At 70.9% G+C, this 11,837-nt stretch carries 10 protein-coding genes; 1 reads left to right on the top strand and 9 read right to left on the bottom strand.

Going from position 1 to position 11,837, the window contains the following annotated elements:
* Together BLV94_RS09275 and BLV94_RS09270 are read right to left on the bottom strand one after the other, a co-directional pair.
* Entirely contained in the window at positions 1-1,089 is a 1,089-nt protein-coding gene (locus tag BLV94_RS09275; protein ID WP_072942022.1) for a hemolysin family protein, read from the bottom strand.
* Positions 1,082-2,452 carry a hemolysin family protein gene (locus BLV94_RS09270; protein WP_072942021.1) on the bottom strand — a complete coding sequence of 457 codons (1,371 nt, stop codon included), beginning with the start codon at positions 2,450-2,452 and terminating at the stop codon, positions 1,082-1,084. The genes BLV94_RS09275 and BLV94_RS09270 overlap by 8 nt, the downstream gene beginning before the upstream one ends.
* Here BLV94_RS09270 and BLV94_RS09265 point away from each other — a divergent pair.
* Entirely contained in the window at positions 2,445-2,687 is a 243-nt protein-coding gene (locus BLV94_RS09265) for a hypothetical protein (RefSeq protein ID WP_241031567.1), read from the top strand. The genes BLV94_RS09270 and BLV94_RS09265 overlap by 8 nt on opposite strands.
* Before the next feature lie 71 nt (positions 2,688-2,758).
* Here BLV94_RS09265 and BLV94_RS09260 read toward each other — a convergent pair whose 3' ends face one another.
* The 7 genes from BLV94_RS09260 to BLV94_RS09230 form a co-directional block, all read right to left on the bottom strand.
* Positions 2,759-4,195, bottom strand: a complete 1,437-nt coding sequence (locus BLV94_RS09260; RefSeq protein ID WP_072942020.1) for a GuaB1 family IMP dehydrogenase-related protein — start codon at positions 4,193-4,195, stop codon at positions 2,759-2,761.
* A gap of 3 nt (positions 4,196-4,198) precedes the next feature.
* Entirely contained in the window at positions 4,199-5,077 is an 879-nt protein-coding gene (locus BLV94_RS09255; protein ID WP_072942019.1) for a DMT family transporter, read from the bottom strand.
* Between the two features lie 5 nt (positions 5,078-5,082).
* On the bottom strand, positions 5,083-6,480 hold the full coding sequence (locus tag BLV94_RS09250; protein ID WP_072942018.1) for a DEAD/DEAH box helicase: 1,398 nt from the start codon (positions 6,478-6,480) through the stop codon (positions 5,083-5,085).
* Between the two features lie 96 nt (positions 6,481-6,576).
* Positions 6,577-8,028, bottom strand: a complete 1,452-nt coding sequence (gndA, locus tag BLV94_RS09245; protein WP_072942016.1) for an NADP-dependent phosphogluconate dehydrogenase — start codon at positions 8,026-8,028, stop codon at positions 6,577-6,579.
* A 132-nt stretch (positions 8,029-8,160) separates the two neighbouring features.
* Positions 8,161-10,086, bottom strand: a complete 1,926-nt coding sequence (locus tag BLV94_RS09240) for a DEAD/DEAH box helicase (protein ID WP_072942015.1) — start codon at positions 10,084-10,086, stop codon at positions 8,161-8,163.
* 225 nt (positions 10,087-10,311) lie between these two features.
* Entirely contained in the window at positions 10,312-11,265 is a 954-nt protein-coding gene (locus tag BLV94_RS09235) for a M56 family metallopeptidase (RefSeq protein ID WP_072942013.1), read from the bottom strand.
* A gap of 26 nt (positions 11,266-11,291) precedes the next feature.
* Positions 11,292-11,705 (bottom strand): BlaI/MecI/CopY family transcriptional regulator, encoded by a 414-nt coding sequence (locus BLV94_RS09230; RefSeq protein WP_015890703.1) that lies wholly within the window; start codon positions 11,703-11,705, stop codon positions 11,292-11,294.
* Positions 11,706-11,837 lie beyond the last annotated feature (132 nt).

Raw genomic sequence — 11,837 nt, 5'->3', positions numbered from 1 at the left:
TCAGCTCGTTCGCTGTCCCGGATTGACGCCGTTGTTCCGGTGGGTGCCGTCGCGGACGGTGCCCACGTATTCCTCGACGAGGTCCTCGAGGGCGACGATGCCGACGATCTGCCCCGACGGGTCCGCCGCCGCCCCCAGGTGGGAGCTGGCGCGGCGCAGACTCGCCAGTGCCTCCGCGAGCGGGGTGGTGGTCGACATCCGCGGCAGCGGGCGGATGTCCGACCGCGGAATCAGGGTGTCGGGTCCGGCCTCCTCGTCGAGGATGTCGTCGAGCACGTCCTTCAGGTGCAGATACCCGACCAGCGACCCGTCCTCGGCGCGCACCGGGTACCGGGAGTAGCCAGTCTCGACGACGGCCTGCTCGATGGCGCCGAGCCGGGTACCACCCTCCGTCAGGGGGATGGTCCGTGCCTCGCTGAGCGGGATCATCACCTCGGTGACGGTGCGGTCCGTGGTCTCCAGCGCCTGGGTGAGCCGGCGGTGCTCCTCCGCGTCGATCAGCCCCTCGGACCGGGATTCGCCGATCATCTCGGACAGTTCCACCGCCGACACGGTGACGTCGAGTTCGTCCTTCGGCTCCACCCGCAGCAACCGCAGCGTCAGGTTGGCGCACAGGTTGTAGAACGAGATCAGCGGCCGGGCCAGCTTGATGAACACCAGGTGCACCGGGACCAGCAGCATTGCCGTCCGCTCCGGGCCCGCCAGGGCGATGTTCTTCGGCACCATCTCACCGAGCAGGATGTGCAGCACCACGACGAGCGCCAGCGCGATCGTGAACGCGATCGGGTGCAGCAGCCCGGCGGGCAGCCCGACCGCGTGCAGCGGGACCTCGAGGAGATGCGCGATCGCCGGTTCGGCGACCTTGCCGAGCAGGATCGAGCAGATGGTGATGCCGAGCTGCGCGGCGGCCAGCATCAGCGACAGGTTCTCGCCCGCGAGGATCACGGTGCGGGCGCGTTTCTTGCCCTGCGATTCGAGGGCCTCGAGCCGGTCGCGGCGCGCCGAGATCAGCGCGAACTCGGCGCCGACGAAGAAGGCGTTGCCCGCGAGCAGCACGAACGTGAGCAGCACACCGAAGAGGTCACTCATCGTCGTCCTCCTCGCTGCCGGTGCCGGTGGTCCGATCGGGTTTCGGGGTGAGCAGCACCCGGTCGATGCGCCGGCCGTCCATGTGGGTCACGGTGGCCACCCACCGGCCGCCGGGGTCGTGCGCGCCCTCGGCCAGCGGGAGTTGCACCTCGTCGCCCTCGTCGGGGATCCGCCCGAGTTCGGTGAGCACGAGACCGCCGAGGGTTTCGTATTCCCCCTCGGGGGCGGTGTAGCCGGTGGTCTCGGACACCTCGTCGACGCGCAGCAGCCCGGAGCAGGACCAGCTGTCGCCGATCCGCTGGACGTCGATCTCCGGTTCGTCGTGCTCGTCGCGGACGTCGCCGACGATTTCCTCGATCAGGTCCTCCATGGTGACCATCCCGGCGGTGCCGCCGTATTCGTCGACGACGAACGCGACCTGCATGCCGTCGGACCGGATCCGTTCCATCAGCGCGTCGCCGTCGAGGCTGGACGGCACCACCGGCACCTTCTGGGCCAGCGTGTTGAGGCGGGTGGTGCGGCGGCGTTGCGCGGTCACCGCGAACGCGTGCTTGATGTGGACGATGCCGACGGCGTCGTCCAGGTCGCCGTCGACGACGGGGAAGCGGGAGAACCCGGTGCGGGCGGCGGTGTCGATCAGATCGGCCACCGTGTCCGTGGTGGACAGGGTCTCGATCTTCACGCGCGGGGTCATCAGTTCCTCCGCGGTGCGTTCGCCGAAGCGCAGCGAGCGGTTGACCAGCAGCGCCGTGCCCTTGTCGATGGCGCCGCGCTGCGCGGACGTCCGCACGAGCGAACCGAGTTCCTGCGGGGACCGCGCGGACCGCAACTCCTCGGCCGGTTCGATGCCGAGGCGTCGCACCAGCCAGTTCGCGCTTCCGTTGAGCCCGTTGATGGCCCATTTGAAGATCAGCGAGAACGCGGCCTGCATCCCGGCCGTCGCCCGCGCCGTGGGCAAGGGGTGCGCGATGGCGAGGTTCTTCGGCACGAGTTCGCCGAACACCATCGAGAACGAGGTCGCGAGAATCAGGGCGATCACCAAAGACGTTGCCGCAGCGGCAGATTCACTGAAGCCGATCGCGGACAGCACCGGGGTGATGAAGCGTGCCAGGACCGGTTCGGACAGGTAGCCGGTGATCAGCGTGGTGATGGTGATGCCGAGCTGGGCCCCCGACAACTGGAACGACAGGGTGCGGTGCGCGTGCTGCACCTGCCGGGCCCGCCGGTCACCGGTGCGGGCGTGCGCGTCGACGGTGCTGCGTTCGAGGGCGGTGAGGGAGAACTCGGCCGCCACGAACAACGCGGTACCCGCGGTCAGGGCGAGAAAGCCGAATAGGGCGAGAATGCTGAGCGCGATGTCCATCGGTCATCGCCGCCGAGCGGAGGAACGGGGGTCGCCGGGTTTGTCACCCGGCTCGATAGAGGAGCCCTCCGAACCGGCGGAATCGGAGTCCGATTCCACGGAGCAGGAGGGGACGACACTCCCGGAGACGGCGGGTGGAGCGCTTGCTGCGTATGTGGGTGCCGCGGGCACCGGAGTCCTCTCGTTCGGCCTCGACGGCCCGGACGGGTCCGGCGCCGAGAACTGGTGTGGTTGAGCGACCCATGATACCGGGGGATGTCCGGTTCCGTGGAACAGGACACCCTCCGGCACTTCAGGATGCAGTCCTCACCAGCCGGCCGGCAGCGGGCGACCCTCCGCGAACCCGGCGGCCGACTGCACACCGAGAACGGCCCGCTCGTGCAGTTCCGCCAGCGTCCGCGCGCCCGCGTACGTGCAGGTGCTGCGCACCCCGGAACAGATGTGGTCGATCAGGTCCTCGACGCCGGGACGCTCCGGGTCCAAGCGCATCCGGGAACTCGAAATACCCTCCTCGAACAGCCCTTTCCGGGCCCGGTCGAAGGCGGTGTCGGTGGCGGTGCGCGCCGCGACCGCGCGCTTGGAGGCCATCCCGAAGCTCTCCTTGTACGCGTTGCCGGACTGGTCCACGCGCAGGTCGCCGGGCGACTCGTAGGTGCCGGCGAACCACGATCCGATCATCACGTTCGACGCGCCCGCGGCCAGGGCGAGCGACACGTCGCGGGGGTGACGGACGCCTCCGTCCGCCCACACGTGCGCACCCATCGCGCGGGCCTGCGCGGCGCATTCCTCGACGGCGGAGAACTGCGGCCTGCCCACCCCCGTCATCATCCGGGTGGTGCACATCGCGCCCGGCCCGACCCCGACCTTCACGATGTCGGCGCCCGCGTCGATCAGGTCCCGGGTGCCGGCGGCGGACACGACGTTGCCTGCGACCAGCGGCACCCCGAGATCGGCCTTCTTCAGTGCGCCGAGGACGTCGATCATCTTCTGCTGGTGGCCGTGCGCGGTGTCGACGACCAGCAGGTCGGCCCCGGCATCGACGAGGGCGCGCGCCTTCGCGGCGACGTCGCCGTTGACGCCGACGGCCGCGGCCACCCGCAGCTTCCCGTTGCCGTCGACGGCGGGCTGGTAGATGCCGTCCCGGATGGCGCCGGTGCGGGTGAGGACACCGGCGAGGGTGCCGTCCGGGTGCACGATCACGGCGAGGGTGTCGTGCGTGCCGTCGAGGAGTTCGAACACCTCCCGCGGCGACGCGGAGTCGGGGGCGGTGACGAAGTCGGTCAGCGCCACCGCGCGCAGCCGCGCGAACCGGTCGACGTCCGCGCAGGAGGCCTCGGTGACGACACCGACGGGGCGGTCGTCCTCGACGACGACGACGGCGCCGTGCGCCCGCTTCGGCAGCAGCGCCAGCGCGTCGGACACGGCGGCGTCGGGGCCGAGGGTGACCGGGGTGTCGGCGACCAGGTGCCTGCTCTTGACGAAGGCCACGGTCTCCGCGACGGCACGGGCGGGAAGGTCCTGCGGGAGGACCACCAGACCACCACGGCGGGCGACGGTTTCGGCCATGCGGCGCCCGGACACCGCCGTCATGTTCGCGACGACGATCGGGATGGTGGTGCCCGAACCGTCGGCGGTGGCCAGGTCGACGTCGAATCGCGACGTGACCTCGGTGCGGTTGGGCACCAGGAACACGTCGTCGTACGTCAGGTCATAGGGAGGGCGATGCCCGTCGAGGAACTGCACATTTCAGGACGATACCGGGGAAATTGCGGCGATGCCGGATGTCCGCTGAGCCTGCGACCTGGACAGTCCGATCGTGGCCACCAGCATCACCGCGACCGAGCAGCCGACCACCACCAGTCCGGGTCCTGCGACCCGCAGGCGTTCGTCGAGGACGGTCATGCCGAGGAACACGGCGGCGAGCGGTTCGGCGATGGTCAGCGCGGGCAGCGACGCGGACAGCGGCCCCACCTGGAAGCCGCGTTGCTGCAGATACACCCCGGCCAGCCCGGCGGCGACCAGCGCCCACGCCTGCCAGCTGCTCAGCACCGCCCACAACCCGCGGGGGACGAGTTCGACGACGTACTTGGTGAACGCGACCGCCACCCCATACAGGATGCCGCCCGCCCCGCCGAGCAGCAGGGCCCGCCACCCGGGGTCGATCTTCGTCATCCCCGCCGCGGCCGCGGCCGCCACCACGGCGAGCAGGATGCCGAGGGGCACCACCCATTCCCGGAACGGGGCGTCGATGTTCCCCTCGGTGGGGTCGCCGATCACCAGGAAGATCGCGAGCGCCACGGCCAGCGCGACGGCGAGGGCCCACGTCGTGCGGCTGAGCCGGTACCCGGAGAACTTCGCCGACAGGGGCAACGCGAACAGCAGCGCCGTCACCAGCAGCGGCTGCACCACGAGCACCGACCCCAGCGCCAGCGCCACCGCCTGCATCACGTAGCCGCCGCCGTCCCCGACGATGCCGGCCCACCAGCGGGGACTGCGCAGCAGGGTGGCCAGGAACGCGGCGTCCTCGGGGACCTCGGACGCGGCACTCTGCTGCGCGACCGACGCGCACGCGAACAGCAGCGCCGCGATCAGCGCGCACACGACCGACGCGAACGGCAGGGACATGCCTCTCAGTGTGCCCCGCGGTTGCGGTGTCCGTGGGGAGTTGACGCAGGTCCGGGTTTCCGGCCGCGGCGCGCACCCGACCGGGCCGCTCCGCCGTGGCCGGGCCTGCCGCGGCGAGCGGCGCGACCCGCGGGGTCGTGCGCCTGCCTGCCCTTCTTCGGGGTGTCCTGCGCCTGCGCCCGGGTGTCCGGTGCGGGGACGGCCTTCCCGGTGGGACGGCGGGCCCCGGTGAGCTCGGCCAGCACCCGGTCACCCGGCCGCACCGGGGTGCCGGTGACGTCGAGACCGGCCTTGCGGGTCAGCTTCTCGACCGCGGCCCGCTCGTCCTCGGTGACAAGGGTGACCACCACCCCGGACTCGCCCGCGCGGGCGGTGCGCCCCGCCCGGTGCAGGTAGTCCTTGGCCTCGGTGGGCGGATCGACGTGCACGACGAGCGTGATGCCGTCCACGTGGATGCCGCGGGCCGCCACGTCGGTGGCCACCAGGACCGGGGTGGTGCCGTCGGCGAACGACTCCAGGGTGCGGGTGCGGTTGTTCTGCGCCTTGCCGCCGTGCAGGGCCCCGGCCGCGATGCCGGCGGCGTGCAGTTCCTGCGCCACCCGGTCCACACCGTACTTGGTGCGCACGAACATCAACGTCCGCCCCGACCGTGAACCGATATGTGCCACAACGGAATACTTGTCCTGCCGGTCGACGTACAGCAGGTGGTGCCGCATCGTCGGCACCGCCGCCGCGGCCGGCGCCGTCGAATGCGTCACCGGGTCGTGCAGGTACCGGCGGACGAGGGTGTCGACCTCCCCGTCGAGGGTCGCCGAGAACAGCAGCCGCTGCCCCCCGGCCGGCGTCTTGTCGAGGATCGCCGTGACCTGCGGCAGGAACCCCAGGTCCGCCATGTGGTCGGCCTCGTCGAGGGCCAGCACCGTCACGTCGTCGAGGGACACCGAGCCCTGCGACAGGTGGTCGGCGAGGCGCCCCGGCGTCGCGATCAGCAGGTCGACACCCCGCGACAGCGTCTCGACCTGCCGTTTGATCGGAACCCCGCCGACGACGTTCGCCACCCGCAACCCCACCGACAGGGCCGGCTCGTCCAGTGCGCGTTCGATCTGCACAGCCAGCTCGCGGGTGGGCACCAGCACGACGCCGCGCGGGTACCCGCGCCTGCTGGCGGCGCCCTTGAGCCGCACGAGCATCGGCAACCCGAACGCGAGGGTCTTTCCCGACCCGGTCGGTGCCCGGCCCAGCACGTCCCGGCCCGTGAGGACATCGGGAATGGTGGCCGCCTGGATCGGGAACGGCGCGGCGATGCCGCCGCGGTCGAGGGCGTGGGTCATCACCGCGGGGAGACCGAGCGCGAGGAACGTCTCACCCACCGGTGCGGGCGAGGAGAACTCGTCGTCGGGCATATCGAGAAGGCTACCGCCTCGAGCGCGGGGCCTCCGACGCCTCGGCCGTGACGTACACGGGGTACGTCACGGCCGGGGACGGTCGATCGGGGAGGGTCAGGCCTGCACTTCGCTGCGGTCACCGCTCCAGAGGGTGTGGAACTTGCCCTCGGCGTCGACCCGCTCGTAGGTGTGGGCGCCGAAGAAGTCCCGCTGCCCCTGCGTCAGGGCGGCGGGCAGCCGCTCGGCGCGCAGGGCGTCGTAGTAGGACAGTGAGGACGCGAACGCCGGCACGGGGATCCCCAGCAGGGTGGCGGTGGACACCACGCGGCGCCAGCTGTCGATGGCCGTCTCGATGGCGTCCCGGAAGTACGGGGCCAGGATCAGGCTCGGCAGCTTCGGGTTCTCGTCGTACGCGTCCTTGATGCGATTGAGGAACCGGGCGCGGATGATGCAGCCGCCACGCCAGATCGTCGCGAGGTCGGCGGGGTGCAGGTTCCAGTCGTATTCGGCGCTGCCTGCCGCGATCTGGTCGAATCCCTGCGCGTAGGCCACGACCTTCGACGCGTACAGGGCCTGCCGGATGTCCTCGGTGAACTGGGCGGCGTCGGCGGGCTTGTCGGCCAGCTGACCGGACGCGAGACCGACCGCGGCCTTGCGCTGCTCGCGGGCACCGGACAGGGCACGGGCGAACACGGCCTCGGCGATGCCGGTGACGGGGACACCGAGGTCGAGGGCGGACTTGACGGTCCATCGGCCGGTGCCCTTCTGCTCCGCGGCGTCGACGATCACGTCGACGAGGGCCTTGCCGGTCTTCGCGTCCTTCTGCCGCAGCACCTCGGCGGTGATCTCGACGAGGTAGCTTTCGAGGTCGCCCGCGTTCCACTCGGTGAACACGTCGGCGACCTGGTCGGCGTCGTAGCCGAGGGCGTCGCGGAACAGGTTGTACGCCTCGCCGATCAGCTGCATGTCGGCGTACTCGATGCCGTTGTGGACCATCTTCACGAAGTGCCCGGACCCGTCGGGGCCGATGTGCGTGCAGCAGGGGGTGCCGTCGACCTGCGCGGCGATCGACTCGAGCAGAGGGCCCAGGGCCTGGTAGGACTCCTTCGGTCCGCCCGGCATGATCGACGGGCCGTTCAGCGCGCCCTCCTCGCCGCCGGAGATGCCGGCACCGACGAAGTGCAGGCCACGGTCCCGGAGGGAAGCCTCGCGCCGGATCGTGTCCGTGTACAGGGCGTTGCCGCCGTCGATGATGATGTCACCGGGCTCCATCGCCGAGGCGAGTTCCTCGATGACGGCGTCGGTGGGGTCGCCGGCCTTGACCATGATCAGCACGCGGCGCGGCTTCTGCAGCGCTGCCACGAACTCCTCGATCGTCTCCGTGCGGACGAAGTCACCTTCGCTGCCGTGCTCCTCGATGAGGGCGTCGGTCTTGGCGATGCTGCGGTTGTGCAGCGCGACCGTGTGACCGTGCCGGGCGAAGTTGCGGGCGATGTTCGAGCCCATGACGGCCAGTCCCGTGACGCCGATCTGCGCGCGGGCACCCTCAGTGTTGTCGATAGTCATGGATACAGCATTCCCTCTCGCTCGGCGGTAGTGAAATCGGCGGCTACGAAAAGCTCGACCGGCTAAGCCAAACACACGAAGGCCGGCCGTCGCACATGCGACGGCCGGCCTTCGTGTCACGGCATCGTTCGATCAGCTGCGGCGCTCACGGCGCGGGCCGTCGAAGCCGTCGTAGGAGCGACGGTCGGTACGGCTGCGGAACCCGCCGCCGGTCGACGCGGGACGCCGCTCCGACGTGGCTGCGGGGCGCCGATCGTCCCGCCGATCGTCCCGGCGGAACCCGCCTGCGGCGCCGCGGTTGTCGCCGAAGTCGCGGCGCGGTGCGCTGCGGTCGAAGCTGCGCTCGCCGGAACCGCGGTGGCTGTCGCCGCGGTCCCCGTAGTCGCGCCGGGGTGCGCTGTCCCCGAAGTCGCGGCGCGGAGCCCGATCGGAGAACGTCCGGTTGTCGCGGTCACCGCGGTACCCACCGCGGTTGTCGCCGTCACGCTGGGGGCGGTCGCCCCGGTAGCCGCCGGACCGGTTGTCGGTCTGGTCGCGGCGCGGGCCGCGCCCTTCGTAATCCCGCCCCTCGTAACCCCGGCCCTCGTTGCCGCGGCCCTCGAAGCTGCGACCACCCGACGGGCGGTCACCGTAGCTGCGCTCACCGGCGTCGCGGCGGGGGCCGCCCCGGTCGGAGGAGCCGCGACCGTCGAAGCCGCGGTTGCCGCGGTACCCGCCGCCGTCGCGGCCGGCGTACCCGCCTTCGCGGCGGGGCCCGCGGTCACCGAACTTGCGGTCGCCGCCGCGCTCGCCGCGGGAGTAGGTGTCGCGCACCGGTTCTCCGCTGGGCGCCTTGGCGCCGGTGATGCTGGCCAGCTTCTCCGAGCCGGGGGTGACGGGCACGGCGGTGGCGTCGACACCCGCCATGCCGGTCAGGCGGCGGAACGTGCGCTTCTGGTTGGGGAGCACGATCGCGACGACGGTGCCCTTCTCGCCTGCGCGGGCCGTCCGGCCCGCGCGGTGCAGGTAGTCCTTGTGGTCGGCGGGCGGATCGACGTGCACGACCAGGTCGATGCCGTCGACGTGGATGCCGCGGGCGGCGACGTCGGTGGCGACGAGCACCGGGGTGCGGCCGTTCTTGAAGCGTTCGAGGACCCGGGTGCGCTGGTTCTGCGCCTTGCCGCCGTGCAGGGCCTCGGCGGCGATGCCCACCGCGCGGAGGCGGTCGGTGATGCCCTCGCAGCCGAGCTTGGTGCGGGCGAACATGATCGTGCGGCCGTCGCGGGCACCGATTTCGGCGAGAACGTTGTCCTTCTGGCCGCGATCGACGAGCAGCACGTAGTGCTCCATCGTGTCGACGCTGGCGCGACCGTCCTCGGTGGAGTGCTGCACGTGGTCGGGCAGGAACTGGCGGACCAGCGACTGCACCTCACGGTCGAGGGTGGCGGAGAACAGGAGACGCTGGCCGTCGGCCGGGGTCTCGCCGAGGATGGCCCGGACCTCGGGCAGGAAGCCCATGTCGGCCATCTGGTCGGCCTCGTCGAGCGCGGTGATCTCGATGGAGTCGAGGATGCAGGTGCCCTGACGCAGGTGGTCGTTCAGCCGGCCGGGGGTGGCGACGAGGATGTCGACGCCGCGGCGCAGCTGGTCGACCTGCTTGGTGAACGGGGTGCCGCCGACGGCGGGGCGGACGGTCAGTCCCATGGCCCCGGCGTACGAGTTGAGGGAGTCGACCACCTGGAACGCGAGTTCACGGGTGGGGACGAGCACCAGCGCGCGGGGACGCTTGGGTGCGGGCCGGTCCTCGTGCCGGGACAGGCGGGTGAGCATCGGCAGGCCGAATGCGAGGGTCTTGCCCGATCCGGTCTGTGCGCGGCCGAGCACGTTGGTGCCGGCCAGCGCATCGGGGACGGCCAGCGCCTGGATCGGCGACGGGACCGTGATGGAGTTGCGGGCGAGGGCCTGCACCAGGGGTGCGGGCAGGCCGATCTCCGCGAACGTCACGGTGGCGTTCTGATCAGGGGTTTCGGTCTCGGTCTGCTCTAGTGGGGCAGACGTCGTCTGGACAGCGTTGGTCACGCAAATACCTCTCCGGGCATAGGGCGCGTCGCGGAGCGGGGGCTGTCATGCAGCACGCACAAAGGGACGAGCCAGGGCACATGTCACCTGGTCAATCCATTCGCGGAAGTGCGGGGAATTGGGCTGTGTGCCGTTTCAGTGTTGATGGGCCGCAGTGGCGACCGCCGACCAGTGTACGCGACGGGGGACCCGGTTATCGAACCCGGCGGGATGTGAGGTGGGCGACTATACGGCGCTGAACAATCGGCTCAGCTCGGTGAGCCAGGGGACGGCGACGGCGATGGTCGGCACCACGAGGATGGCCACGGACGCCGCGTAGGCGGCGAGCGCGACCCGGGTGCCCTGTTCCGTGGACGCCAGGCGCTGCACCCGCAGCAGGGTGCTGGGACCGCCGGCGGCCATGGCACCCTTCGGGGCGACCGACCCCGAGCAGGCGACGAGTGCGCGAGCCAGTGCGGTCGGCCCGGTGGCGCGGACGGCGGAGTCGTCGGCGAGCATCTCCACCAGCAGCTGCACCGATCCCAGCGCGGACTTGCTGCGCACCACGGTGGGGAAGGCGGCGTTGACGGCGGTGAAGGCCTCGAGGACGAGGTCGTGCCGGGCCCGCAGGTGGGACCGCTCGTGGGTGAGGATCGCGGTGATCTCCGCGTCGTCGAGGTTGGTGAACGTGCCCTGGCTCAGCACCACCCTTTGCCGCAGCCCGGGCAGGCAGTAGGCGATGGGCTCGGTGACGTCGAGGACCCGCAGGTCGGGGGTGCGGGCGAGCGGGGACGACGAGTCGCAGCGGTCGAGGAGATCGACGAGCATGCGGTGCCGGGCGCGCCGACGCCGGGTGCGGACACCGACCTGCACGATCGCGAAGATCAGTTTGGCCCCGACGAGGAGGGTCAGCGCGAACACCACCACGTACAGCAGCCACAGCGGCAGGCCGAGGGCGTCGATCTCGGCGACCGGTGCGGTGGTGGGGCGGCCGTCCGGTCCGGGGACGAGGAGCTGGCTGGCGATCGCGAGTCCCGAACTGAACGCGGACAGGACCGCGGCGAGGGCGATTGCCTGCCACAGCACGAGTGCTGCTCGGGGGGCGTGATGCGGCCATCGGGCTCGACTCAGCAGCGCAGGGACAGGCCCTGCGAGAAGAAGTGCGAGTACTCCGAATACCAGCGCGGTGGTGGCGTCCATGTCCTACTCATCATGCATGACGAACGTCAGCCGGCGCGAACGGTTCCCGACTGATTGTCTCCGGTGGTCCGTTCCTTGGCCTCGAGCGCGGCGAGGGCCTCGCGGAGCGCGTCGGCCTCGTCGGCGCCGACCTGGCCGACGAAGTGCACGAGTGCGGCCGCGCGGCTGCCGGACTTGTCGGCCTGCTGCAGGGCGTCCACCATGAGGCTCGCGACGAGTTCCTCACGCTGGTGCACCGGCAGGTACCGGTGGGCGCGGTCGTCGCGCTGCTGGATGACGAGGTGCTTCTTCGCCAGCCGCTGAAGCACTGTCATGACAGTGGTGTACGCGAGTTCACGGCGTGCCGCCAGTGCCTCGTGCACCTGCCGTACCGTCTGCGGTTCCGAAGTGGACCACAGGTGATCCATCACTGCGCGTTCGAGTTCGCCGAGTCCAGCCATAAACCGATTCTACGGATACGACGACGCAGATACGTACTACTGGTAGTAGTAAAACTGCGTCACGGCGTGTGGTATTGGCCATAGTCCGAACGGGTGGATTACGGTCGGGTTGGCTAGCGGCCGACCCGCCGG

The organism is Rhodococcus koreensis (assembly GCF_900105905.1).
GTDB lineage: Bacteria > Actinomycetota > Actinomycetes > Mycobacteriales > Mycobacteriaceae > Rhodococcus_F > Rhodococcus_F koreensis.
The sequence above is the reverse complement of the archived record's forward strand: the minus strand, read 5'-3'. Positions and strand labels throughout refer to the sequence as shown.

What these genes read in the sequence shown, in the direction of transcription:
- BLV94_RS09275 (WP_072942022.1), bottom strand. Translation starts at nt 1,089, where the DNA reads ATGAGTGACCTCTTCGGTGTGCTGCTCACGTTCGTGCTGCTCGCGGGC.
- BLV94_RS09265 (WP_241031567.1), top strand. Translation starts at nt 2,445, where the DNA reads ATGTCCATCGGTCATCGCCGCCGAGCGGAGGAACGGGGGTCGCCGGGT.
- BLV94_RS09270 (WP_072942021.1), bottom strand. Translation starts at nt 2,452, where the DNA reads ATGGACATCGCGCTCAGCATTCTCGCCCTATTCGGCTTTCTCGCCCTG.
- BLV94_RS09255 (WP_072942019.1), bottom strand. Translation starts at nt 5,077, where the DNA reads ATGTCCCTGCCGTTCGCGTCGGTCGTGTGCGCGCTGATCGCGGCGCTG.
- BLV94_RS09250 (WP_072942018.1), bottom strand. Translation starts at nt 6,480, where the DNA reads ATGCCCGACGACGAGTTCTCCTCGCCCGCACCGGTGGGTGAGACGTTC.
- gndA (WP_072942016.1), bottom strand. Translation starts at nt 8,028, where the DNA reads ATGACTATCGACAACACTGAGGGTGCCCGCGCGCAGATCGGCGTCACG.
- BLV94_RS09235 (WP_072942013.1), bottom strand. Translation starts at nt 11,265, where the DNA reads ATGGACGCCACCACCGCGCTGGTATTCGGAGTACTCGCACTTCTTCTC.
- BLV94_RS09230 (WP_015890703.1), bottom strand. Translation starts at nt 11,705, where the DNA reads ATGGCTGGACTCGGCGAACTCGAACGCGCAGTGATGGATCACCTGTGG.